Source organism: Halobaculum rubrum, assembly GCF_019880225.1.
Lineage (GTDB): Archaea > Halobacteriota > Halobacteria > Halobacteriales > Haloferacaceae > Halobaculum > Halobaculum rubrum.
Genome location: NZ_CP082284.1, coordinates 2,057,062 through 2,080,224, shown reverse-complemented (window position 1 = coordinate 2,080,224; position 23,163 = coordinate 2,057,062). Strand labels below are relative to the sequence as shown.

The window sequence follows — 23,163 nt, the reverse complement described above, 5'->3', positions numbered from 1 at the left end:
GGCGAGGAGGCCGAACGCGGCGTCGACTCCGCGGGAACGCCGGCGCCGAAGGCGCAACGGGAAGCTTCAAACCGCGCCCACGGCTAGCGAGCCGTATGACTGACCACGATCTTCGTAAGCAGGCCCACGACCTCGACGTAACCGTCTGGGTCGGCAAGAAGGGCGTCTCGGCGGTCGTCGACGAGCTCGACGACCAGCTGACGGAACGCGATCTCGTGAAGGCGAAGTTCCACCGCTCGGCGCAGGCGGGGACCGACGTGGACGAACTCGCCGCCGACCTGGCCGAGCGAGTGTCGGCCGACCTGATCGAGACGCGCGGCCACACCGCCGTGCTGCATCGATGACACACGGGAACGAACCCGGAGTCTCGGCGTCGATCCTCCAAACCGGGGGCGAGACGGGAAGCCCCGCGACGTTCGTCGCGGACCTCCTGGAGGGGTTCGGCGTACCCGCAACGTTCGCGGCCTCCGCGGGTGCGGTGATCACGTTTTTCGTCGTGCTGGCGGCGTTCGTGGTGGCGGGGCGCATGCTCGTCGTTCCGCTGGTGAGTCGCCTCCTCGACGCGCAGGGCCTCGAAACGCACGCGAAGCGGCCGCTGAAGAAGCTGACCACCGTGATCGTTGTCTTCGTCGGTCTCGCCGTCGCGTTCGGCCTCGCCGGCTTCGGCGACTTCCTCCAGTCGTTGGCGACGATCGCCGCCGCGGCGACGCTCGCCATCGGCTTCGCGATGCAGGACGTGATCAAGAACTTCGTCGCCGGGATCTTCATCTTCACCGACAGGCCGTTCCGCATCGACGACTGGATCGAGTGGGACGGCAACGCCGGCATCGTCGAGGACATCTCCTTTCGCGTCTCGCGGATTCGGACCTTCGACAACGAACTGTTGACGGTGCCGAACTCCCAGCTCACCGACGGCGTGATCAAAAACCCCGTCGCGAAGGAGACCCTCCGGCTGCAGTTCCTCTTCGGGATCGGCTACGGCGACGACATCGAGCACGCGACCGAGATCATCGTCGAGGAGGCCGAGCGCCACCCGGATGTCCTCTCGGACCCGGCGCCGTCGGTCCGCCTGACGGAGCTCGCCGACAGCTACGTCGGCCTCAAGAGCCGCATCTGGATCGCCAACCCCTCGCGCGCCGACTTCGTCAAGATCCGCAGCGAGTACGTGACGAACGTGAAACGGCGCTTCGACGAGGAGGGCATCGAGATCCCGTTCCCGCAGCGGGACCTCTCGGGCGGCGTGGAACTGAACACGCCCGCCGAGGGTCCAGCGGCGCTTGGCGACGACTGAGGCGAGGCGCGAAGCGAGGTGAGCGCCTCGAAGGGACGGCAGCGAGGTTCCCGGGTCGAGCCGCCCACGAACACGGCGAATCGAAGCGAATCGAAGCGAATCGGGAGAACGCGAACCGATCGAACCGAGGGCCCGGGTTCGGCCGTTCGAACCGCGCGCTACTCGTCGAGGACCTGTTGTGCGATCGTGTTGCGCAGGACCTCGCTGGTCCCCTCGTAGATCTCGTTGAGCTTCGCGTCGCGGTAGAACCGCTCGACGGGGAAGTCCTTGGTGTAGCCGTAGCCCCCGTGGATCTGGATCGCCTCGTTGGCCACCTCGCGGCTGATCTCGCTGGAGTACAGCTTCGCCTGTGCGGCCTCCTTGATGAACGGCTCGCCCTTGATCTTCAGGTCGGCGGCCTTGTGCATCAGCAGCTCCGCGGCCTGCAGCTTCGTGTCCATGTCGGCGATCTTGTGCTGGATCGCCTGGAACTGCGAGATGGGGCCGCCGAACTGGTCGCGCTGGGTGGCGTACTCCGCGGCCTCCTCGAGAGCGGCGCGGGCGATGCCGACGCCGCGGGCGGCGATAGTGATCCGGCCGCCGTTGAGCGTCTTCAGCGCCTGCACGAAGCCGTCGCCCTCCTCGCCAAGCAGGCGGTCCTCGGGGACGTACATGTCGTCGAAGCGGAGCTCGGCCGTGGGACAGCCCTTGTCGCCGAGCTTGTGCTCGGTGCCCTCGACGATGAAGCCGTCGTCCTCCTCGGGCCGCACGACGAACGAGGAGATCCCCTTGTTGCCGGCGTCGGGGTCGGTCTTCGCGAACAGCGTGACGGTGTCGGCGACGGAGCCGTTCGAGATCCACAGCTTCCCGCCGTTGACGACGTAGCCGTCGCCGTCCTTTTGAGCCGTGGTCTCCATCGCGGGCACGTCGGAGCCGGCGCCCGCCTCCGAGAGCGCGAACGCACCGATGTCCTCGCCCTCCGCGAGCGGCGTGAGGAACTCCTGTTTCTGTTCCTCGTCGCCGAAGGCGTACAGCATGTTGCCCGCCAGCGAGATGTGCGCGGCGACGACCGTGCCGAGGCCGCCCGAGCCGCGCGCGATCTCGGAGAGCCCGAGCGCGTAGCTGTGGTAATCGAGGTCGGCGCCGCCGTACTCCTCGGGGAACGGCATCCCCATCAGGCCGAGTTCGGCCATCTGGTCGACGATGTCGCGGGGGAACTCGTCCTCCTCGTCGATCTCTGCGGCCCGCGGTTCGATCTCCTCGTCGACGAACTCCGCGACCATGTCGCGGATCTGTCGTTGCTCGGTTGTCAGCCCGAAGTCCATGGTCGTTCCTGTGAGTTGTGCGGCTTCAATCTTTGCAGTGTCGCCGGCGGCGACGGGATCGATCGCGCTCGGCGACACAACTCGGGGCCACAGGCGCGGCGCGACCGCGACACGTACCACACAGTACTTTTTAACCCTCCTACCCTAGGCCACTCCAACTGAATGCCCGACGCCGATCGCCCCGCCGCGACCCACCCCGACGCCGACCTCGCGTGGTGCCACGAGGCCGTGCAGGGAGTGTCGCGCACCTTCGCGCTGACTGTCGACACCCTCGACGAGCCGATGTCGTCGTACATCTGTCTCGGCTATCTCGTCTGCCGGATCGCCGACACCGTCGAGGACGCCGACCACATCGCCCCCGACGAACAGGCCGCGCTCCTGCGGGAGTTCGACGCGGCCCTCGACCCCGACGACGACACCGACGCCGGCGACTTCCGCGCCTCGGTCGGCCCTCACCTCCCGCCGGCGGACGAGCGCTCGGCCGACTGGGAGGTCGTCGCGGCGGTCGAACGCGTGTTCGCCACCTTCGAGGGACTCCCGCCGGAGGTCCGCCGCGCCGTCGTCCCGCCCGCCCGGGAGATGGCCACCGGAATGGCCGACTTCGTCGAGCGCTACGCCGACGAGGGCGGCCTCCGCATCGAGACCCGGAGGGAACTGGAGGAGTACTGCTACTACGTCGCCGGCACGGTCGGCACCCTCATCACGAACCTCGTCACGGCGCTGGGCACCGTCGACGACGAGCGTGCCGACCGGCTGTACGAGGTCGCCGAGGAGTTCGGTCTCCTGCTGCAGCTCGTGAACGTCGCGAAGGACGTCCACGACGACTACACCGAGGAGAACAACGTCTATCTCCCGGCCGAGTGGCTCGAGGACGAGGGCGTTCCCCAAGAGGAGGTCGTCGCGCCCGAGCACCGCGAGGGCACCGCCAGCGTCGTCTCGCGCACGACGGAGTACGCCCGCGGCTTCCTCGACGGCGCGCAGACGTACCTCGAACACGTCCCGCTGGTCGAGGGCAACACCCTCGCCGCGTGGACGATCCCGTACCTGCTTGCGGTCGGGACGCTTCGGGAACTGTCCGAGCATCCCGAGCGCGCCGTCACCGGCGAGGGCGTGAAGGTGAGCCGCGAGGAGGTGTTCGCCGTGGTGACGGCGGCCCACGAGCACGGACGCGACGCGCTGCCGCGCCTGCGGGAGTCGATCGCCGCGCAGCCGTTCCACACGGCGCCGTCGGCGGCGGATTGAGGAGGATCGAGTTCGTAGCGACGTTTCAGTTTTACAGGCCTTCTCTCTGTAAAATCGAAGACCACCACCGGAACCAACAGATGCGTTTCAGATAGACAATAAAAATGCCGTGGGAATGCACGAGGTGCCGGACAGCCCACAACAACAACGTCGGTCGATGCCGGAGTTGTGGGCACAGCGTTTTGTCCCCACTCTCCTCTGAAGAACTCGGAGAACGATCCGAAGGCATCGATTCACCCGAGGCGATGGATCCCGACTCGATCGGTTCGACGGGTGGCTCAGGCGATACTGACTTCTCGGATTCCAGTTCTCCCGATGTCGCTTTGGACGGCTCGATCAAGACCGACGAGGAACCAGATTCGGCGGGTGAAGCTGTGGAGAATCAGAGTGGATTCCTTGGGAAAATCCGGACTAAACTACGGACTCTATTCTAAGTGCGATCCGACGGATCCGACCGCAGAGTGCGGTGTTCGAGTGGGTCAGTCTCGGAGGTTCGTGACAGTCATCACGTCCTGAAGCGGGTCGGTCTGGAAGTCGGAATCGGCGACGACGAGTTCGTCGCCGGTCGTTCGAGCGGTCGCGGCGACGAGGACGTCGGCGGTCGCGAGTCTGGATCCGTCGGAGACCAGTTCGTCCTGAAGTCTGCCTGCTTCGAGAGCGATCGACTCGTTGAGCTCGACCGCCTGCACGCCACCGAACTCCTCGCGCACCCCCATCACGTCGGTGTTCCCTCGTCCGAGTCGACCGTTGATCACCTCGTACACGCAGATCGTGGAGGTCCACCACGGCTCGCGGCTGTCGATGTAGTCGCGGACGGTCTCGTCCCCGCGGAGATACTGGATGATCGTTGAGGAGTCGAGAAACACCATTACTCAGGGCGCTCCCGTCCCTCGCGGAGCCGCTGCATGGCCTCGTCGGCCTCGTCGTCGGACCACGCGCCGAACTCGATCGGCTGCTCGTCGCTGGTGATCCGGATCAAGAACTCGTCCCACGTCTCGTCGTCCCGCTTCAGATCGGAGAGACGGTCCTTCGTCGCCGAGTCGATCGGGATGGACGTCCTGCTCATCTCTGTGAATTTATAGTGAATTCAGAGACAAATAGCTTCGCCGGCCACGCCTCCCACGACCACCACCCACCCGCCGACCCAACGACTTTCTCCGGTCCACATGAACAATTACGTATGGTCCAGACGGACTCCGACTCCGACCTCGCGCGCGGCGACGCCGCACCGGACTTCGAACTCCCCGACGTCGGCGGCGACACCCACGCGCTCGCCGACTTCGCCGACGACGCCGCGGTGCTGGTCGTGTTCACCTGCAACCACTGCCCGTACGCGCAGGCGAAGTTCCCACTGTTGAACCGCATCGCCGCCGAGTACGACGACTGCGCGGTCGTCGGGATCAACCCCAACGACGACACGGAGTACCCAGAGGACTCTCTCGAGAAGATGCGGGAGTACGTCGAGTCGGGCGAGGTCGCCTACGACGCGTACCTCCGCGACGAGACCGCGGAGGTGGCCAAGGCGTACGGCGCGGTGTGCACGCCGGATCCCTTCCTGCTGCGAACCGAGGGCGACGGCGAGTTCACCCTCGCGTACCACGGCCGCCTCGACGACGCGCTCAACCCCGACGACGAGGCGACCGAGTACTACATCGAGGACGCGATCGACGCCGTGCTCGCCGGCGAGGACGTGACCCTCGATCCGGGGCCGAGCCGCGGCTGCTCGATCAAGTGGCCCTGAGCGGACGAGCAACGTGCGATCGGCGTTCCGGATCGTAACTACTCAGGCCGCCTCGCCGCCGGAGCCGCCCGCGTCGTCCGCCTCCTCGGCCGCCTCGGCCAGTTCCTCGAACGTCTCGCGGGCGTTCTCCACGGCCGTCTCGTGTTTGGCGGGGTACGCCTCCACCTTCGCGCGGAAGGTGATTCCCGCCCCGAGTTCCGCGCGGCCCTTGAACGCGGCCTGTTTGTCGAGCCGGAGGAACAGCGAGTTGTTGTCGTCGACGCGCTCGTCGAGTTCGGCGAGGACGCGGTCCCATTCCGCCAGATCGGATATCCGCGAGAGCACGTGGCGCACGTCGTCGGCGCGCTCGACGCGCGCCGAGAGCACGACGATGCGGTCGCCGTGGTGGCCGGTGTTGACGACGCGCTCGATCTCGAACTCCGCGGGGAGGAACGTCCGCAGCGCGTCCTCGACGCGCCGCTCGTCCTCCGTGGCGTAGCAGAAGGCCCGCAGATCGACGTAGTGGAAGGGAACGGAGCTCATACTTCCGGTACGTGGGTGGGAGTGAAAAGCGTTGGACTCCGGCGACGGGCACGGGTCCCCGCACGGTCGGCGAGAACGCGACCGCGGACGGCGTCGATTACTCCTCGTCGTCGTCCGCGTCGCCGTCGGCGGACTCCAGCGCGTCGGCGGGGACGCCCTGCTCTTGGCCATCCTCGAAGCTGATCGTGTAGGTGGCGTCGCCGAACATCGTCTCCATCACCTGGGTCACGGTGCCGGTCTCGCCGTCGAACTCGCTGTGCTCGTCGTGCAGCACGACGCTGTCGTCCTTCTCGAACTCGGTCATGGAACGAGGTTCGGCACGGCCGTACAAAAGACCGCTGAAAGGCTACGCGGCGGCGACCCGCACGAGCGCGAGGGCGACGCCGTACGTGGCGACCGTGACCGCGACGACCGCGCTCGCGGCGGCCGTCGCCGTCCCCGCCGCGGCGACCTGTTCGAGTCCGTCCCGGATGCCGAGCGATCCCAGCGTCGTCGGGGCGAACGCGGCGACGGTCGCGTCGGCGCCGACGGCGACCACCACCGCGGCGAGTGCGACGGCGGCCGCGGCGGCGACGACCGCGGCAGCAGCGACCGCAGCGGCGACAGACCGGGCGTCGCCGCCGGCGCCCCGCGCTCCTCGGCGCGTGTCGGGGGGTCGGTCGGAGGCGCGAGCGGATCGAGGAACGCCTCGACGCCGAGTCGATCGCGTTCGCGTCCCCCGCCCGGCCGTCCGTCCCGTGTTCGGTTTCGAGCTGGACATTCGGGGTGTCTGCGTCGCTATCGCCGATAAACGTTCGCGGCCGCGACGGCTGCGGAGGCCACAGCGGCCGCGAAAGCGGAGTCGGCGTGAATGGGTCCCCCCGACCCGCGCCGAGAGTTACTCGCCGGCGACGAGGACGACGGCGACGACCGCGAAGCCGACGCCGAGGAGTTTCCGAGCGGTGACAGGTTCGTCGAGGAGCACGACGCCGACCGCCGAGGAGACGACGAAGAACATGGCGAAGATCGGGGCGACGATCGACACGCGGCCGACCGCCAGCGCGCGGTAGTACGCGAGGATCCCGACCGCGAGGCACGCGCCCGCCGCGAGCACGTAGCGCATGCGCGGGTCCGCGAGATGCTCGACGACGCCGTCTCCGGTGAAGCCGATGACGGCGAGCGTCGCGACGACGAGCACCGAGTTGGCGACGAACGCGGCGACCGTGCTCGGGATCGCCCCCTCGCCGGCGGTCGCCAGCCGCATCAGCGGCGCGACGAACGAGTACGCCGCCAGCGCCAGCACCGACCAGGCGATGTAGTTCATACTCGCCCGTGTGGCTCTCCGGGGCTTCAGGGATCCGAATCGCGCCGCCTCCCCGTCGCGGCCACGGCGCCGCCCCCGCGCCCGTGAACCGTGTTCGCTGATATCGCGCCGGGCGAAACCGCTTTGCCCGGGCGAACGAGTCGACACGTATGGACGAGGCTACCCGGTCGTTGCTAGACGCGCTCGTCGCCGACGCTCGCGAGTCCACCGCCGACCTGGCCCGCCAGACCGGCCTGGACGAGGCGGCGGTCGAGGAGCGACTCGCCGAGTTGGAGGAGTCGGGGGCCCTGCGCGGGTACACCGCGATCGTCGATTGGGACGCCGTCGACGAGGAACGCGTCAGCGCCGTCGTCGAGGTGAACGTCGAGTTGGACCGCGAGACCGACTACGACGACATCGCCCGCCGGATCGCGGAGTCGCCGGCGGTCGATTCGCTGCGCCTGATGTCGGGCGACTACGACTTCGCGGTCAACGTCTCCGGCTCGTCGATGGGCGACGTGTCGCGGTTCGTCTCCGAGGAGGTGGCGCCGCTGCCGGCGGTGACGAAGACGGTCACCCACTACGTGATGGAGACGTTCAAGGAGCGCGGGATCCGCTTCACCGACCACGACGACGACGACCGGCTCTCCGTGACGCCATGAGCGGCAACGGGAACGGGAACGGCGAACGAGCCGGGAACGGCGAGGGCGTCGGCGACGGCGACCGCGCCGGCACCGGCGACCACCCCGCGACCGACGGCGGCACCGCCGAGGGGTCCCCGCGGACGGAGGAGGGGGAGGAGGACTCCGCGCGGTTCGCGCCCGCCGACCGCGTCGAGTCGGTTCCGCCGTCGGGGATCCGCGAGTTCTTCGAAGTCGCGGAGAACCGCGACGACGTGATCTCGCTGGGCGTCGGCGAGCCCGACTTCACCGCGCCGTGGCCCGCGCGCTCGGCGGCGATCGACTCCCTGGAGCGCGGCCGCACCAGCTACACCGCCAACCGGGGGATGCTCGACCTTCGACGTGCGATCGCCGAGCGCGTCACCCGGTACGGCCAGTCGTACGACCCGGACTCGGAGGTCCTCGTCACGACCGGCGCCTCGGAGGCGGTCGATCTGGCGTTCCGGGCGTTCGTGAACCCCGGCGACACCGTCGCGCTCCCCACGCCGACGTACGTCTCCTACGAACCGGGCGTGCGCTTCGCCGGCGGCGAACCGCTCCCGGTCCACACCCGCCACGAGGACGACTGGGCGCTCACGCCGGAGGCGCTGCGCGAGGCGGGCGCCGACGAGGCCGACGTGCTCGTGCTCTGTTACCCGAACAACCCGACCGGGGCGACGATGGACGCCGACGAGATGGACGCCGTCGCCGCGTTCTGTCGAGAGCACGACCTGCTCGTCGTCGCCGACGAGATCTACGCCGCGCTCACCTACGATGGCGACCACCAGTCGGTCGCGACACGGACGGGCATGCGCGAGCGGACGGTCGTCATCAACGGTTTCTCGAAGGCGTACGCGATGACCGGGCTCCGACTGGGGTACGCGATGGGGCCGAAGCCGGCGATCGACGCGATGACGAAGGTCCACCAGTACGCGATGCTGTCGGCGCCGACGACCGCGCAACACGCCGCCGTGGCGGCCATCGAGCGGTGCGACGACGAGGTCGAGCGGATGCGTCGGGAGTACGACCGGCGGCGACGCTACGTGGTCTCGCGACTGCGCGAGCTCGGCATCGAGGTGTCGGAGCCGGGCGGCGCGTTCTACGCGTTCCCGCGGGTCGCCGAGGTGGCTCCCGACGGGGACGCCCGCGCGTTCGCGACCGAACTACTGGAGGCCGAAGGCGTCGCGGCCGTCCCCGGCACCGCCTTCGGGACGGGCGGCGAAGGGCACATCCGGATCTCGTACGCGACCGGACTGGACGATCTCAAGGAGGCGATGGCGCGGCTCGAACGGTTCCTCTCGTAGTCGGTCCCGATCACGGGGTGCCGATAGAACTGCAGTCACTCCCTCTCGCCGGCGCGACCGCGCGCAGCCGTGCGACCCGGCGTCGTTCAGAGGTCGTCGAACTCGTCGTCGAACCCCTCGTCGAACAGGTCGTCGTCCGCGTCGTCGCCCTCGGCGTCGAGGTCGCGGAACGCCCGCTCGAAGTCGCTGTCGCCGAAGCCGGAGACGTCCTCGTCGAGGCCCTCGCGGAGCTCGCGCGCGCGCCGTTCGAGCGACTCGTACTCGTCGGACTCCTCCAGCGCGGCGCGTCCCTTCTCCGCCTCGAGGACGGCCATCTTCGACGAGACCGCGAAGAACTCCTGCATCCGCGAGTCGTACGACGATCGGGTGTACAACCCTTCGACGGTCTCCAGCAGCGACTCCCGGGTGACCGGCTTGACGAGGTAGTCGTCGAACCCCATCTCGATGATGTCGAAGTCCGGCTCGACGGCGGTGACCATCGCGACGCGGGCGTCGATGCCGCGGGCCCGGACCTCGTCGAGCACCTCGTCGCCCGACAGTCCGGGCATCCGACGGTCGAGAAGGACCACGTCGACATCGTCGCCGAGTTCGCCGAGCGCCTCCTCCCCGCCGTACGCCGTTCGGACGTCGTAGTCGCCGCCGAGCCATGCCGCGTACAGGTCGGCGAGGTCGGGCTCGTCCTCGACCACGAGAACGACCGGCTGCTCGGCCGACGACTCCGACGCCGCGGTGTCCGTGTCCTCACTCATGCTGGTGCGTTCCCCCCCTGTGCCCGCCGCTGGTCGACGGACCGATACCACGCTTCCGGTCGGCGCATGCCGGTCCGGCCACTCTCCCTCGAGCGAGCGTTCGAGCGTACCGACGCCGTCCGGCCATCGATTGGTGTTGTCACCGCCGGGTACTTAACCGTATGCGATGCGGGAGCCCTGCGCCGAAAACGGGTGGGTCGAGTGGCGGGGTCGCGTCACGCCCGCCGTGGTGCCCCACGATCCGCGGTGGCCACCAACCACCGACGGGTCGTACGGTGAGCGCCGTCGAAAGGCTACCGGCCGAGGAAGCCGAGATCGACCGAAGCTGTCGGTTTACACCCATATCGCACCGAGCGGATCCACGTTCGAATCACCCCGGTTCGGGTCGAGGGCTCGACGATCTCGGTTGGAGACGGAGGCGTCCGGCGTCGTCGGGTGGAATCGAACTCCTGCGGTAGCGTCGATCTCCGACCGAGTCCGAGGCGGCGCTTCGCGCCGACTCGGTCACGTTCGCGAGAGCGTTACTCGGGGCTGTAGTTCGGCGCCTCGTCGGTGATCGTCACGTCGTGGGGGTGGCCCTCGGTCTGACCAGCCTGGGAGACGCGGACGAACTCAGCGCGCTGCTTGAAGCCGGTGAGCGTCTCCGCGCCGACGTACCCCATCCCCGAGCGCATGCCGCCGACGAGCTGGTGGAGCTCGGAGGAGAGCGGTCCCTTGTACGGCGTCGCGGCCTCGACGCCCTCGGGAACGAACTCCTCGTCCTCCTCGACGTCCTTGAGGTAGCGGTCGCCGCCGCCCTCGGACATCGCCCCGACCGAGCCCATGCCGCGGTACTGCTTGTAGCGCTTGCCGTTCATCGTGATGACGCGGCCGGGCGCCTCGTCGGTGCCCGCGAAGTACGAGCCGAGCATGACGGCGTCGGCGCCGGCGGCGATCGCCTTGATCGCGTCGCCGGAGTAGCGGATCCCGCCGTCCGCGATGACGGGAACGTCCTCGCGCGCAGCCACGTCGGCCACCTGCGCGACGGCGGTGATCTGGGGCATGCCCGCGCCGCTCACGACGCGCGTGGTACAGATCGAGCCCGGGCCGATCCCGACCTTCAGGCCGTCGGCGAAGTCGACGGCGGCCTCGGCGGCCTCCCGGGTGCCGACGTTGCCGACGACCACGTCGGCGTCGACCTCCGTCTTGATCGCGCGGGCGGAGTCGAGGACGTTCAGGTTGTGCGCGTGCGCACAGTCGATGAAGAGGATGTCCGCGCCGGCCTCGTCGGCGGCGACGGCGCGTTCCTCCTCGAACGGGCCGACGGCGACGCCGATCAGCAGCGACCCCGACTCGTCGCGAGCGGCGTCAGTGTGTTCGCGGCGCGCGAGCACGCCCTGCATCGTCACGAGGCCGACGAGGCGGTCGTCGTCGTCGACGACGGGGACGCGCTCGATCTTGTGGTCGTACATGAGTTCGAGCGCCTCGCGCGCGTCGACGTCCTCGGGCGCGGTGACGACTTCGTCGGTCATCGCCTCCGACACCGCGTCGGACTCGCCGACCTCCAGGTACGGCCGGATGTCGGTGCCCGAGATGATCCCGAGGACTGCGTCGTCCTCGTCGACGACGGGCGCGCCGGAGACGCCCTCGTGTTCCATCATCGCGTCGACCTCGCGGACGGGCTGGTCGGGCGAGGCGGTGACGACGTTCTCGCGTCGGATCACCAGTTCGTCGGCGCGCTTGACGCGCTCGACTTCCGCGGCCGTCTCCTCGACGTCCATATTGCGGTGGAGCACGCCGAGGCCCCCCTCGCGGGCCATCGCGATCGCCAACTCGGACTCGGTGACGGTGTCCATCGCCGCCGAGAGCACCGGGATCGTCAGCTCGACGTTGGCGGAGACGCGCGTCGAAACGTCCGCCTCGTCGGGTTCGACTCGGCTCTCTTTGGGGCGCAGCAGAACGTCGTCGAACGTCAGCGCTTCCGGTACCTCCAGTTTCTGTGAGAACGGACTTCCGTCGGACCCGTCGTTCGCCATATCAACGGTGTTCGGGGACACCGCAAAAACGTTGCGAGAAGCGAGGCGCCTGGACAGTGAGTACCACACATCCGTGTACAGATCCTACGAGATATCACCCGGAACTGCGAGCGCTCGTACATCGGGATGCATAGCTTTGGAACACAATTCCAGAGGCGATTCGAACGGAACGGTGGAGTTCGCGGGATCGGCGACCCGGCCGACAACGACGCCGGGTCGGCTCACACCGATCTCGATGTCGTCCGCAAAACTTGCACGGCGAGCGCCTTGAGCCCGAGAGTGTAACGACGATATCGTCGAGTAGGCGAGGAACCGTAGAGCAGGTATTTAAATATCGGTGAGGGATCTCCCGTACCGTGTGGGCACATCCCACGCAACCATTAAGTCTCACCTACGACACAGTGACGGTATGGACTTCGAGTCCCGCACTGTAACGGGTATCGTCGGCCGGGTGAGCGACAACGCTGCACTCCCGACATTTATTCCGTTCAAGCGCGGACTCGACTGGTGCACGGGGGAACGCCTTCCGCGTTGCTCCGCCCGGGCGTCCGCCGGCTCCGGTTCGTCACCAGACTCCCGTCCGGTCGTGGGTTATGCCGGGTCGTCTCGCTGAGCCGTGAGTACCTCAGCACATCCGATCGCGATCCGCCTGGAGCGGCGCGTCGGCGGCGCAACCCGACTGCTCGCGACCGTCATGGGGCTGCCGCTGGTCGACGGAATCTTCCCCGCGCTCGTCATCGCGGGCGCGCTCACGGTTCCGTTCGGCATCATCGAGACCGGCCTGCTCATCTTCGGCGGCTCCGCCACGATGGCGGTCGTGCTCGCCGAGATGGAGGGAACGCCCCGCCAAAAGGCCGCCTCCATTCTCCTGCTCGGCGCCGTGCTCGTCCCGGTTGCAGTAGCGGAGGCCGCGCTGGCGGAGACGATCCAGAGTCTGCTGAACCCCGACGTGTTCCACCGCTTCGCCGGGCTCGTGATCCTCGCGGTGGCGGCCAAGACCGCCAGCGCCGAGATCGGCGAGTACCTCCCCAGTCCCGGAGCGATCATCGGGCTCGGTCTGCTCGCGTCGTTCCAGCCGGCCGGCGCGGAGCTGGCGGTCACGCTCAACCCCGACCTGCTCGCTCGTGCCGGGGCGGCCGCGGGTGTCGGCGTCGCGTTCGCGCTCTCGATCGCGCTGGCGGGCGACCGTCTGCGGGGTCGCGTCGACATCGACCGGTTCCGCTTCGGCTCGTCGGTCGCGCTCGGCATCCTCTCGCTGTCGGTGCTGGGACTGCTCCCGACCGAGCAGCCGGTCGCCCTGGGCGTGCTCGTGGTCACGGGCCTGTTCTCGTACGACCCGAGTTCCGACGACGCAGTCGACCCGGATTCCGACGAGGATGTCGGGCGGGACGACGCCGGACACGGCGCATCCGACTCGGGCACCGCCGACCCGACCAGCGCGGTGACCACCGACGGCGGCGACGAACTCGACGACGGGGTCGCCGCGGCGGATTCGGCAGCGGCGACGGACGCCGACGCCGACGGCCGCCGCGACCCCGCCTCCGGCGTCGCCTTCGGCAGTTCGCCGACGGCGCCGACGGCGGGGATCGACCCAGTCGACTCCGACGACCGCGAGGAGACGTCGGACGATTCCGACGACGAGTCGGGTGGGGACCCCTCGCGCGAACCCTGGCTGTGAGTCGGCGTCACGGCGGCTGACCGGCCGAGGTCGGCCCTCGGACCGGGGTCTTTTACCCGATCGGCCGCCGACGGCGGAGCATGAGCAATCGCGTCGTCGAAGGACGAATGGTCACGCCGGAGAAGCTCGCCGAACTGGTCGAGGGCGACTCCGTGATGGACGCCGAGCCGATCGAGGACGCCGACCGCGAGTGTCCCGACTGCGGCGGCGACGTCATCTCGGTGGGATACATGCCGAGCGTCACCGAGTTCGTGACGGCGTACAAATGCCAGGAGTGCTCGTGGGGCGAAACCGACCGCGAGTGAGCGGCGAACGACCGGACGGCAGTGGGGACTCACAAGTAGCGAGATCCGATCGAAATCCCTTTACGGCGCTCCGGGATATGGACGGGTGCACGGGGTCGTGGCCAAGCCCGGTATGGCGACTGACTCCAGAGGCAACGCGCCCGGTGACGAACTCCAGACTGATATACCGAGCGTCCGACTGATCATCGGACGCGACGACGACCCTCTGGAGTACCGAGGTGCCGACCGGAGATATCAGTCGATCGGGGGTTCAAATCCCTCCGACCCCATCTGCAATAAAAGTATATCGGAGAGCCTTGCCTCCACTAACCGGAGGTAAGCGCCCTTCGATCTGCGAATTCTGCGGCACGCGCATCGACACCCCAGAGCAGCGCTGTCCGGCTCTCGACGACGGGAGGTGTCGGCCATGAACCGCCTGGATACCGGCGGTTCGACGAACTGCCTGCACTGCGGCACTCACGTCACCGAACGCTTCGCCGCCGTCTTCGGTGACGACGACGACCGCGTGCACCGGTGTTCCGGCTGTGACTCGATGCCGCGTATCAGCCGCGGCACCGCAGCCGGGAAAGAGGTTTCCGAGTACGTCGACCCCGACGACGAGTCGTCGTTCAACCACGGCGCGAGAGCTCGCGCGCGGACCGACGGAGGTGACGGCCGGTGAAGTACGTCCTCGTCGGCTGCGGCGCCGCGAAGCGCGACGAGCGCTCCGAAGCCTGCGACCTGTACACCTCGACGTACTTCGCGAAGAAGCGCGAGTACGCCGAAACTGTCGGCGACGAGTGGGCGATCCTCTCTGCCGAGCACGGGCTCCTCGAGCCCGACATCGAGGTCGACCCCTACGAGACGCACATCGACGACCTCGACGGCGACGCGCTCGACGAGCTCGCCCACCAGGTCGGCATGGAGCTGATCGAGTGGCTCGGCGTCACCGACCCTGGCGACGAGATCGTCGTGCTCGCCGGGCGCTCGTACATCGACCCGCTCCGCGATCGCGAGACGTTCCACGCCGGGATCCACCCGCCCGTCTCGTTCCCCTTCCAGCGCCTCGACCTCGGCGGGATCGGCGAGCAGATGTCGTGGCTCGGTAAACGTGACACCGCCGCCACTACCGAGCAGTCCACGCTGACCACCGACGGCGGCGAGACGCTCACCTGCGACGACAAAGACTGCGAACAGCCCGCTCACGTCCGCGTCTTCCCGACCCACGGCGAGACGGATCACTCGGCGCTCCGATGTCGCGACTGCTACGAACGAGACGCGGAACGCGACTGGTTCGACCGCTGGGCGAGTCAGGTTCGGGATCAGGACGGAGGTGACGGCCGGTGAGCGACCACCGTCACGCGACCGACCGCTCTGAAGTCACCCTCTACGCCAGCTGCCCCGAACAGCATACCGAGATCGTACTCGACGGAGAGGGACGGGACGAACAGGTCGACGAACTCATCGAGACGATCAAGGAGAAGTTCCCGAACTGCAGCACCTGCGGCGAGCCGTTGGGAACGATCCACGAGCGCGAGTCCACGGAGGTCCTCGAATGAGCGCCGCCTACTCGCGCGACGACATCTGTCGCGGGTGCGGGAAGCGGCGGAAGGTCCGAGAACTCGACTCGGGCGTGTTCACCTGCTCGGACTGCGACGGCCTGCTCGGAGGTGACGGCGCGTGATCGGTCCCGACGCGGGTGACGACGAGATCCGCGACGACGCCGACGAGCAACTCGACCGCCTCCTCGGCGCCGAGGCGTCGCGCTCGCCGTCCCGCGACGCCCGGGACACCGACGAGTCCAACACCCGTGAGGACCGCGAGAGCGGCCCACAGAGTGAGGGCTTCGTCGCGGTGTGTCGTCACTGCCGCGGCCACCACAAGACGGGCGATCAGGCCCGCTCGCACGCCGAGTCGTGCGCCCAGCGACCCGTCGCGACGTGTCGGTTCTGCCACGAGCCACACACCGCCTCGTCCGGAGCAAACCCTGACGATCACTACTACGACTGTCAGCCGTTCCGCGCCTGGTACAAGCGACGCCAGCGCCAGCGCGCCACGCCGGAGGGCGAGCAGGGCGTCGAGGGCGACCTCGACCCGTTCGCCCAGCGGCGCGTCGTGCAGCCGTGGTTCCACGAGTTCTCCGCCTACGTCAAGTACGACACGAGCGAGCGGCGCAAGCCGTTCAACTGGTACTACGCGCTCGACTCGGCGCGGAAAGAGCACGACGGCGAACTGCTCACCGGGTTCGAGGTCGCCGCCGACGAGCTGCCGGGCGCGACTCGGCGCGTCGCCGAGCGACAGGCCGACGACGATCTCGATGCCGACGAGACCGTCGAGGAGTGGTCCGTCGCGCTGCGGTACTCCGACTCGAACATCCACCCGCCCGACGAGCACGTCGCCGCCGACATCGACTGGCGCCTCGACACGGTGAAAGAGCCCCGTGTCTACGTGTTCCCCTCCGCCTACGACTCGTTCAAAGACGCGAAAGGCGAGGGTCGGGCGCGAGCGTACTTCCGGCTCCGGCCGCGGTGGCCCGACCAGGAGGCCGAGAACCGCGCCGGCGACTCGGTGTCGATCAATCCGACCGACCTGCTCGGGACCGACGTTGCCGTGAAGGGGACGAACATCGAGTTCTCCCGGTATCCGGACCTGCTGCAGCGGGCGATCGAAGCGGTCCGCGAGCAACAGGGCGTGAAGTGGAACGGCCCGACGTACGTCGAGGCTGAGTCGTTCGACCGTTCGAACATCCACGGCTCCTCGAACGTCATCGACGCCGAGCTGTATGTCCGCGTCGAGGACGGCGAGACCGGGAAGTTGATCGCGATCGACGGCCCGCTGCACCGCGTGAGTATGTTGCTGGCGGGCGACCGCGAGGGCTACGCGAAGTCCGTCCGCGACGATCGCGAGCGAGCCGGATCGTACCACACGGCGACGATCGGCTCGATGCGCGCCGGTCACCTCGTCGGCGGGCACGATCTCGCGAAAGAGATCAAGCACTACTACGGAAAGAATCCCGACGCGGCCACCGGTCCCCTGGAGCATCCGAAAGTCGGTGTCTCCCTGCAGCACTCGGTCATGTCCGACACCGTGTACTGGGAGGATCTCGACTCGCTGCAGCGCGAACTCGACGAGACGCTGCTGAACGTCCTGCGGTGGGGCGACGTGCCGCTTCGACCGTCGGAGGGGCCGTACGTCGCTGACGACTACTTCGAGCCCGTCAGCTCCTCGCGGTTCCGAAAGCTCGTCGACGATCCGACACCGCGCATCGAGAGCGAACAGAACAACGCCGTCGAGCGTTGGGCCTTCATGGGGAACCTGAACGACACCCACGTCGACACGCTTCGGACGCTGGTGACGGACGGCGGTCAGCTCTCGCCCGCGGACATCGCCGACGAGATCGGGAAGGCCGTCTCGACCGTCCGGCGCGCGCTCCGCCAGCTCGGTGACATGGTGCAGACGCGCTACGCCGACGTGCAGCTCCGCTCGCAGTATCTCGCTCAGCAGGTCGTGAAGCGCCTGGAGGCCGTCGACGCCGTCGTCGAGCACGACCTCGAGGGCGCCGCGGACAACCTCACGCGCGCTGAGAACGTCGCCGCGACACCCGGCGAGGGCTCGGCGTGGCTGCGCTGGCGCGACAACTGGGTCGAGGAGGTCCGTGCGGACGGCGAGAAGGACGAGATCGTGCTCGGGTGGGAGTGTGCCGACCGCTCCGAGCTGCGGCAGCTGATCCGCGAGGGCGCGATCGCCTTCCGGAACGACCAGGGCGGCGACACGCTCGGGTTGTTCTCGCGGACGTTCCGCGTTCGCGGCCGGCTCCGGAACGGTGAGGAGGTGACGTACGCCGACGAAACGCTGCTCGACCTGCTCCCGACCGGGTGGAACTACTTCAACCCCGGCTGACGCCGCGGTCTTTTGAGTGGCAACACTCGGCTGACACCCTTCTTACACAAATTCGCTTGTCCTCTGCTACGTACTTCTAAATTTGTTTTGTGTTCAGCCAGTCGATCACCTCGACGAGCGGCAGCGCCGGCGCCGGCCGCGCCCCGAAACCGCGCCCGGGGGCTACCGCTCTCCGTTAGGGGTGTGGATAAGAATCCACATCGCGAAAGTACCTCCCGCGCCTTCGGCGCGGTCGGACCGCCCAGCATGCGGGGGCCTGACCCGGCCCCCTTACCGCCTCGCAGTTGGCTCCATCCCATTCACTGCCTTCCCGTGGCAGACCGAGCATAACGCTCTCAGGTTCTCTGTCGCATTCGCTTTTTCAAGCGACTCAAACTCATCTATTGGGCTGTTGTGGGTAACGTTCAGCCCGACGCCGAATTTCTCTCTATTCTCTTCATCTGAGCGCTGGCAAACACTGCATTCGTGGCGGTCCCTGTCCAGAACATCTTCTCTCGTCTCCTGCCATTCGTGGGTCATCCAGTAGAATGTCCACTCCTCTGGATTTTCGTTCTCGCCACCCTGTCTCTCTGGAACCGGCTTGCTCCCCGGCTCAAGCCCGAACTTCCGCAGTGCTTTGTTCCATGAGCCGTACTGATACTGGTACGTGGTTGATCCGTACTTCCCGTGATCGTCCATCTCTCTGGCCGAAGGCGGATGCCCTAGGTCGTCCGCGAGTTCAAGTAACGCCACCCTTCGATCCTCATCAGAAAGTGTCGAACCGGTACCAACTCGGTCCCCCACCTCAATTCCAGCCGCGGCCAGCGTCTCCCTCCATGAGCCAAAGCGTCGTATGTAGGTCTCAGAGGAATATTCTCCATCCGTGTCAATTTTGGTCTTCGTCGGTACCCCCTCGAAAACCGATGCAATTCGTTGTAGCTCGTCGATCAGGTCTTCCTCCGGGATTTTGCTCGTCATATCCGACGTACTGGGGCTATGTTACTAAGGTTTCAGCCAGATCTCCGGCGCGCGGTCAGTTATCGCGCGACCTCTCGCTCGATCGCCGGCGCCAGTTGCTCGCCGATATCCGGGATCGCCTCAAGGTCGTCGCGGGACGCCTGCCGCAGATGTCGCTCGCTCCGGTAGCCCGCCAGCGCAACCTGTCGCGAGCGCTCCGGCCCGATGTGCCCGATTGACTCGAGCGAGCGACGGAGTCGCGGCACGCGCTCGTCGACGGCGAGATCGAGTCGCCGTTCGAGCTCCGCGTCCGAGATCCGGCCGCGAACGTAGCTCGCCTTGATCGCCTCCACCGTCCACGGGTCCTCAAGGTCGACGTCGCCGAGCAGGATGCGAACCCGCAGCGGGAGTCGGTGACGGTAGCAATCGAACACGTACGCCGCCGGCGCGAGAAACGACAGGAAGTGCCACAATTCGACTTCGCTCACTGGTTGAACACCCCGACGATGCGGTCAGCGACGCGGTCGACCGCCTCGGCAGCCGCCTCTCCGTACACCTCTGCAGTGTGAGTCACGACCAGGAACGCCGCCGCTCCGGCGATCATGCCCGATCCGAACGTTCCATCCAGTGCGACCTGGACCGCGCCCCCAACGACGACGAACGCTGGGACCGCGAACGCCACGTACAGCGCCACTCCGAGGCCGAGCCGGAGCACGCGCTTCGCCACTCCGTCGGCGTGCTCCTCGGCGCGGGCGTCTTCGTCCTCGAGGACGCGGTCGACGATCTCCTCGTTCACGTCAGCTCACCCCACGCCACCAGCCGGACGAGATCTAGCGTGCCCTCGAACAGCCCGCGGCCGAACCCGAACAGCCGGCCCACCTCGACGGAGATCTCGAACCCCGGCACGAGCACCGCGAAGATCACCACCAACAGGATCGCCGCGCCCCCGATACGCACCCAAATGCCGACGCGCGTGAACACGTCGAGCAGACTCTTGATGTGATACGCCGAGAACAGGACCACCGCCGCGGTGATCAGCGTTCCCGGTACACCGAGGAACCGGAGCAGCGGTTCGACGATGCTCATGCGTCACCGTCCCCGATGTTGATGTTGTTCACCTCCTCCGGTGCGCGCGCCGCCTGCACCGCCTGGTACGCCAGTACGAGCACGCCGATGCCGAGGATGAGCACCCCCGGCCCCAGCGCCTCGAGCACCTGTCCGATCGGGTCGGCGCCGAGCAGCTGCAGGCCGAGCACGACCGCGACCACCGAGACCGTCCCAAAGACGATCGGCGACCAGGAGTCGAGCCGCCGGAGCACGAGATACGTCACCAACGGGAGGCCGGCGATCACCAGCACCAGGCCCGAGCCCGGCGGGAGTTGGATCGCGCCCGTCAGCACGAGCCCAAGCCCGCCAACGACCCCGAGCGCGACAACCACACGCGGTTCCCTCGAGAGCGTCCGCACGCCCGTCGAGACGGCGCGGCCCACCGTAGCGACCACGCGCACCGGCGTCGACGCGTTGTCGCTCGATGCCTCGTCACTTGACGAGTCGCCACGGCGGCGGTACACGACCACCGCGCCAGCGAGGCCCACGAGTGGGAGGCCGATCGCCGCCAGCGTCCCGAGCGGCACGCCGCCGCCCGTCTCCTCACCGAACTGCGGCGGTACGAACGGCCCCGACGTTTGCTCCGAACTCGACGTGTTCGTGTCGTCGACCTGGATCACCAGCACCTCGTCGGAGTCGTCGTCGACGAGCGTCACCGGCGAGTTCGCCGTCGCCGAGTCGCGGACGATCCCGTCAGTCTTCGAGTACAGCACGTACTCGGTGTCGTCGACCGTTGCGTAGTGGGTGAACGTCACCTCATCGCGGTCGCCGGCCGGTCCCGGCTCGACCGCGATCTCCGGCGTCTCGCCCGCCTTCTCGACGGTGAGCTTCACGTCGCCGTCCGTCTCCGCTGCCGTCGGTAGGTTCCGGACCGTGAACGCGTCACCAGCACTCGCACCGGGCACGTACATCGACTGCTCGTCGTCGGCAGTGATCACCGAGTACGTCGACGGCGACGACCATGACTCGTTCTCCGTGTAGTGGATCCGCGAGCCGTCGGCCGTCGGTCCCACGTCGATGTGTGCGCCCTCGCTTCGCGTGTCGACCTTGATGCGCGATGCCAGCGGGTCGCCCGCCTTACTCGCCTCCTCGACGGAGATCGTCATGTTGTACGGGTCGACTCGGCTCCCGTTCAGCCGGACCTCGACGGTCGTGTTCGTCGGGATCGTCGAGCCGTCGGGGTAGGCCGCGTCGAGATCGACCGCCACGTCGTTGCCGTCGAGCTGGTAGTACGACGACCCGAGTCCGACGAAGTCGCCCGACTCGTTCCACCGCACCTCGACATCCCGCATCGCGACGACCTCGTGCTCGAACGTCGTGTTCAGCCACGCGTTCGAGCGCTCGCTCGCAAAGGTCTTGCTCGTGTCGTAGCGGACCGTCCACTGCTGTTCGTCGTAGTTGACCGTCTTTCGGTCGACCGCATCGTGGGAATAGTTCAGCGCCACCTTCGGAGCTGGCGCATCCGACGAGAGCGAGCCGTCGCCGACCTCGACGACGACCTCGTTCGTCCCCTCTTGGAGCCACGACGAGTTCCCCGACAGCGACACCGTCTCGCCGTCCGACAGCGTCCCCGTGTGGCTTACCGTCTCGCCGTTAACTTTCACGCCGGGATCCACCGTCGCGGTCCGCTCCTCCATTTTTAGTGTAACGTCGACGGCCCCGCTCGTCGCGGATAGATCGACGGTTGTCGCGTCGGTCGTTACGCCTAACTCTCGTTCTTTCGTCTCTCCTGCGGTGAAATTCCCGAACGACGCCGACGCGCCGTCGTCCGACGAAACCGACACGTCGGAGGCGGGCGACGAGGATACCGATATGTCGCCCATTTTGGCCTCTTTACTGTCGTCATATCCGAAATACCAATCCTCGCCGTCGGGCTGGTCTTGATAATCAATATAGAAGGGGGCATCAGAGCCACGGTCGACTAACTGGACGGTGATATTTGTCCCCGCATCGACGGTAACCGGGGTGTCAAGATCGATCGTGTTCGTCCCACTTTCCAACGAGACATATTCAGCGACGAGCGTCCCCTCGGCTTGAGTCGAGTCGACAGCCTCCTCGTCGGAAATGTATATATCGACATACACATCCCCTGCACCCTTCCTACCGTTGATTTCGAGTGTGTCGATATATCCGGGCGCATCGGTTAATAGCAACTCACCACCGTTTCCGTCGAAAACGAGCGCCGTGTCGCCTTGAACGTCGGTAAGTGGGTTACTCCTCGATCCGGATTTGTCGGTCGCGACTAACACGGGTTCGCCGTTCGCCGACGGTCCGCCGACACTCGTCCCCGCGGGAGAGATCGACATACTCCCTCCGTCGGAGAGGAATGCGGTCTCGTTATCCCATCCGGTGTTAGTCTCGCCCGTCAAGTTTATCGACGGGTCGCTCGCGGCGTCGAGGTCGCTCACGTCGTACGTGAACGTCGTGCCGTTCGACGAGCTCGCCGCCTCGATCGAGATCTCCGACTCGAACGAGACCGCGTTCGAGGAGAAGTGCTCGACCGACGCGACCAGGTAGCCGTCCTCGACCGTCGTCGGCGACACCCACCGCTCGCCCGTCTCGTTGTTCTGCACGGTGAGCCGGCTCGGAACGTAGCCGAGCGCGTCTTCGATCACGTTGACATCGATCGCCACGCGGCGGCCGTCGTCGTGCACGTCGTCGGAGATTACCAGCGCCGGCGTCGTCTCACAGTCGAAGTTCGGGTTCTTGTCCGCCGCCGGCGACGAGCACACCGCCTCGTGGGCCACATCCGACGGCGACGCGCCGCTCGCCACTTCTTCCGCCTGCTCGCGAGTCACGATCGACACCTCGGTCGTACTCGCGTGCTCGGAGACGTACACCGCGCCGTCGAGCGCGCTCTCCGACAGACCGCCCGATCCCGGCGACGCGCGGATGTCCTCAACGTTCGACGCGCTCACGCCGACCATGCCGCTCGGCGGGCTCGCCGCCGTCGCGGTCATGCTCGCCAGCGGGATCCCGACCGCGACCGTGCTCACGAGCAGCAGCGCGACGAGCGCGACGCTCGCGATCCGACGCGTGCGGTCACGCACGAGCGACCACCACCGAGGCGGCCGCCCGCCCACGCGTTGGCCCGTCGCGAGCGGTCGCAGCAACGGCGTGCGCCCGCCCCCGGGGGGTGCGCCTACTCG

At 67.5% G+C, this 23,163-nt stretch carries 27 protein-coding genes and 1 tRNA gene; 14 read left to right on the top strand and 14 right to left on the bottom strand.

Annotation, left to right across the window (positions count from 1 at the left end; genetic code table 11):
- The first annotated feature begins 95 nt into the window (after nt 1-95).
- Nucleotides 96-344: a YhbY family RNA-binding protein gene (locus tag K6T25_RS10795; RefSeq protein WP_222913987.1), complete on the top strand. Its 249-nt coding sequence runs from the start codon at nt 96-98 to the stop codon at nt 342-344.
- On the top strand, nt 341-1,291 hold the full coding sequence (locus tag K6T25_RS10790; RefSeq protein WP_222913986.1) for a mechanosensitive ion channel family protein: 951 nt from the start codon (nt 341-343) through the stop codon (nt 1,289-1,291). Before K6T25_RS10795 ends, K6T25_RS10790 begins: the two co-directional genes overlap by 4 nt.
- 158 nt (nt 1,292-1,449) lie before the next feature.
- On the opposite strand, the gene K6T25_RS10785 is transcribed toward K6T25_RS10790, so the two are convergent.
- Nucleotides 1,450-2,595 (bottom strand): acyl-CoA dehydrogenase, encoded by a 1,146-nt coding sequence (locus tag K6T25_RS10785; RefSeq protein ID WP_222913984.1) that lies wholly within the window; start codon nt 2,593-2,595, stop codon nt 1,450-1,452.
- A gap of 162 nt (nt 2,596-2,757) precedes the next feature.
- Here K6T25_RS10785 and K6T25_RS10780 point away from each other — a divergent pair, with 162 nt between their 5' ends.
- Nucleotides 2,758-3,837 (top strand): phytoene/squalene synthase family protein, encoded by a 1,080-nt coding sequence (locus K6T25_RS10780; protein WP_222913982.1) that lies wholly within the window; start codon nt 2,758-2,760, stop codon nt 3,835-3,837.
- A gap of 479 nt (nt 3,838-4,316) precedes the next feature.
- Here K6T25_RS10780 and K6T25_RS10775 read toward each other — a convergent pair whose 3' ends face one another.
- Entirely contained in the window at nt 4,317-4,706 is a 390-nt protein-coding gene (locus K6T25_RS10775; protein WP_222913980.1) for a PIN domain-containing protein, read from the bottom strand.
- Nucleotides 4,706-4,903 carry a DUF7557 family protein gene (locus K6T25_RS10770; RefSeq protein ID WP_222913978.1) on the bottom strand — a complete coding sequence of 66 codons (198 nt, stop codon included), beginning with the start codon at nt 4,901-4,903 and terminating at the stop codon, nt 4,706-4,708. The genes K6T25_RS10775 and K6T25_RS10770 overlap by 1 nt, the downstream gene beginning before the upstream one ends.
- Nucleotides 4,904-5,017: 114 nt before the next feature.
- Here K6T25_RS10770 and K6T25_RS10765 point away from each other — a divergent pair, with 114 nt between their 5' ends.
- A complete protein-coding gene (locus K6T25_RS10765) occupies nt 5,018-5,578 on the top strand; it encodes a thioredoxin family protein (protein WP_222913976.1) in 561 nt (186 codons plus the stop codon).
- A 42-nt stretch (nt 5,579-5,620) separates the two neighbouring features.
- Here the strand turns inward: K6T25_RS10765 and K6T25_RS10760 are convergent, their stop codons facing one another.
- From K6T25_RS10760 to K6T25_RS10745, 4 genes are all read right to left on the bottom strand, one after another.
- The gene (locus K6T25_RS10760) at nt 5,621-6,100 is read right to left on the bottom strand and encodes an RNA-binding protein (protein ID WP_222913974.1); all 480 of its coding nucleotides are present in this window, start codon (nt 6,098-6,100) and stop codon (nt 5,621-5,623) included.
- Between the two features lie 97 nt (nt 6,101-6,197).
- Nucleotides 6,198-6,404, bottom strand: a complete 207-nt coding sequence (locus K6T25_RS10755; RefSeq protein ID WP_222913972.1) for a DUF1918 domain-containing protein — start codon at nt 6,402-6,404, stop codon at nt 6,198-6,200.
- Between the two features lie 42 nt (nt 6,405-6,446).
- Complete coding sequence (locus K6T25_RS10750; protein ID WP_222913970.1) at nt 6,447-6,860, bottom strand: hypothetical protein; 414 nt, start codon at nt 6,858-6,860, stop codon at nt 6,447-6,449.
- Between the two features lie 117 nt (nt 6,861-6,977).
- A complete protein-coding gene (locus K6T25_RS10745) occupies nt 6,978-7,403 on the bottom strand; it encodes an EamA family transporter (RefSeq protein ID WP_222913968.1) in 426 nt (141 codons plus the stop codon).
- 149 nt (nt 7,404-7,552) lie between these two features.
- Between K6T25_RS10745 and K6T25_RS10740 the strand changes: the two genes are divergently transcribed.
- Both K6T25_RS10740 and K6T25_RS10735 read left to right on the top strand, forming a co-directional pair.
- Nucleotides 7,553-8,044 carry an Lrp/AsnC family transcriptional regulator gene (locus K6T25_RS10740; RefSeq protein ID WP_222913966.1) on the top strand — a complete coding sequence of 164 codons (492 nt, stop codon included), beginning with the start codon at nt 7,553-7,555 and terminating at the stop codon, nt 8,042-8,044.
- Nucleotides 8,041-9,345 (top strand): pyridoxal phosphate-dependent aminotransferase, encoded by a 1,305-nt coding sequence (locus K6T25_RS10735; RefSeq protein ID WP_222913964.1) that lies wholly within the window; start codon nt 8,041-8,043, stop codon nt 9,343-9,345. Before K6T25_RS10740 ends, K6T25_RS10735 begins: the two co-directional genes overlap by 4 nt.
- An 86-nt stretch (nt 9,346-9,431) precedes the next feature.
- On the opposite strand, the gene K6T25_RS10730 is transcribed toward K6T25_RS10735, so the two are convergent.
- The gene (locus K6T25_RS10730) at nt 9,432-10,094 is read right to left on the bottom strand and encodes a response regulator transcription factor (protein WP_222913962.1); all 663 of its coding nucleotides are present in this window, start codon (nt 10,092-10,094) and stop codon (nt 9,432-9,434) included.
- Nucleotides 10,095-10,615: 521 nt separating this feature from the next.
- Nucleotides 10,616-12,109 carry an IMP dehydrogenase gene (guaB, locus tag K6T25_RS10725; protein ID WP_222913961.1) on the bottom strand — a complete coding sequence of 498 codons (1,494 nt, stop codon included), beginning with the start codon at nt 12,107-12,109 and terminating at the stop codon, nt 10,616-10,618.
- 616 nt (nt 12,110-12,725) lie between these two features.
- Between guaB and K6T25_RS10720 the strand changes: the two genes are divergently transcribed.
- The 8 genes from K6T25_RS10720 to K6T25_RS10690 all read left to right on the top strand — a co-directional run bounded on the left by K6T25_RS10720 (nt 12,726) and on the right by K6T25_RS10690 (nt 17,971).
- The gene (locus K6T25_RS10720) at nt 12,726-13,787 is read left to right on the top strand and encodes a DUF5794 domain-containing protein (RefSeq protein WP_222913959.1); all 1,062 of its coding nucleotides are present in this window, start codon (nt 12,726-12,728) and stop codon (nt 13,785-13,787) included.
- A gap of 80 nt (nt 13,788-13,867) precedes the next feature.
- Complete coding sequence (locus K6T25_RS10715; RefSeq protein ID WP_222913957.1) at nt 13,868-14,092, top strand: DUF5795 family protein; 225 nt, start codon at nt 13,868-13,870, stop codon at nt 14,090-14,092.
- A gap of 91 nt (nt 14,093-14,183) precedes the next feature.
- Nucleotides 14,184-14,361 (top strand) — tRNA-Trp (locus K6T25_RS10710).
- A gap of 137 nt (nt 14,362-14,498) precedes the next feature.
- On the top strand, nt 14,499-14,753 hold the full coding sequence (locus tag K6T25_RS10705) for a DUF7563 family protein (protein WP_222913954.1): 255 nt from the start codon (nt 14,499-14,501) through the stop codon (nt 14,751-14,753).
- Nucleotides 14,750-15,418, top strand: coding sequence for a DUF6884 domain-containing protein (locus tag K6T25_RS10700; RefSeq protein WP_222913952.1), 669 nt, complete (start codon nt 14,750-14,752; stop codon nt 15,416-15,418). Before K6T25_RS10705 ends, K6T25_RS10700 begins: the two co-directional genes overlap by 4 nt.
- On the top strand, nt 15,415-15,630 hold the full coding sequence (locus K6T25_RS10695; RefSeq protein ID WP_222913951.1) for a hypothetical protein: 216 nt from the start codon (nt 15,415-15,417) through the stop codon (nt 15,628-15,630). The genes K6T25_RS10700 and K6T25_RS10695 overlap by 4 nt, the downstream gene beginning before the upstream one ends.
- On the top strand, nt 15,627-15,755 hold the full coding sequence (locus K6T25_RS15680) for a hypothetical protein (RefSeq protein ID WP_275671152.1): 129 nt from the start codon (nt 15,627-15,629) through the stop codon (nt 15,753-15,755). Before K6T25_RS10695 ends, K6T25_RS15680 begins: the two co-directional genes overlap by 4 nt.
- Nucleotides 15,752-17,971, top strand: a complete 2,220-nt coding sequence (locus K6T25_RS10690) for a DUF7845 domain-containing protein (protein ID WP_222913949.1) — start codon at nt 15,752-15,754, stop codon at nt 17,969-17,971. The genes K6T25_RS15680 and K6T25_RS10690 overlap by 4 nt, the downstream gene beginning before the upstream one ends.
- 270 nt (nt 17,972-18,241) lie before the next feature.
- On the opposite strand, the gene K6T25_RS10685 is transcribed toward K6T25_RS10690, so the two are convergent.
- From K6T25_RS10685 to K6T25_RS10665, 5 genes are read right to left on the bottom strand one after another with little or no spacing between them, the layout of a single operon-like run.
- The gene (locus K6T25_RS10685) at nt 18,242-18,928 is read right to left on the bottom strand and encodes a homing endonuclease associated repeat-containing protein (protein WP_222913947.1); all 687 of its coding nucleotides are present in this window, start codon (nt 18,926-18,928) and stop codon (nt 18,242-18,244) included.
- Nucleotides 18,929-18,987: 59 nt separating this feature from the next.
- Nucleotides 18,988-19,395, bottom strand: a complete 408-nt coding sequence (locus tag K6T25_RS10680; protein WP_222913945.1) for a helix-hairpin-helix domain-containing protein — start codon at nt 19,393-19,395, stop codon at nt 18,988-18,990.
- Nucleotides 19,392-19,703 (bottom strand): hypothetical protein, encoded by a 312-nt coding sequence (locus tag K6T25_RS10675; RefSeq protein WP_222913943.1) that lies wholly within the window; start codon nt 19,701-19,703, stop codon nt 19,392-19,394. The genes K6T25_RS10680 and K6T25_RS10675 overlap by 4 nt, the downstream gene beginning before the upstream one ends.
- Nucleotides 19,700-19,993: a hypothetical protein gene (locus K6T25_RS10670; RefSeq protein WP_222913941.1), complete on the bottom strand. Its 294-nt coding sequence runs from the start codon at nt 19,991-19,993 to the stop codon at nt 19,700-19,702. Before K6T25_RS10670 ends, K6T25_RS10675 begins: the two co-directional genes overlap by 4 nt.
- Nucleotides 19,990-23,064: an MSCRAMM family adhesin SdrC gene (locus tag K6T25_RS10665; protein ID WP_222913939.1), complete on the bottom strand. Its 3,075-nt coding sequence runs from the start codon at nt 23,062-23,064 to the stop codon at nt 19,990-19,992. Before K6T25_RS10665 ends, K6T25_RS10670 begins: the two co-directional genes overlap by 4 nt.
- Nucleotides 23,065-23,163 lie beyond the last annotated feature (99 nt).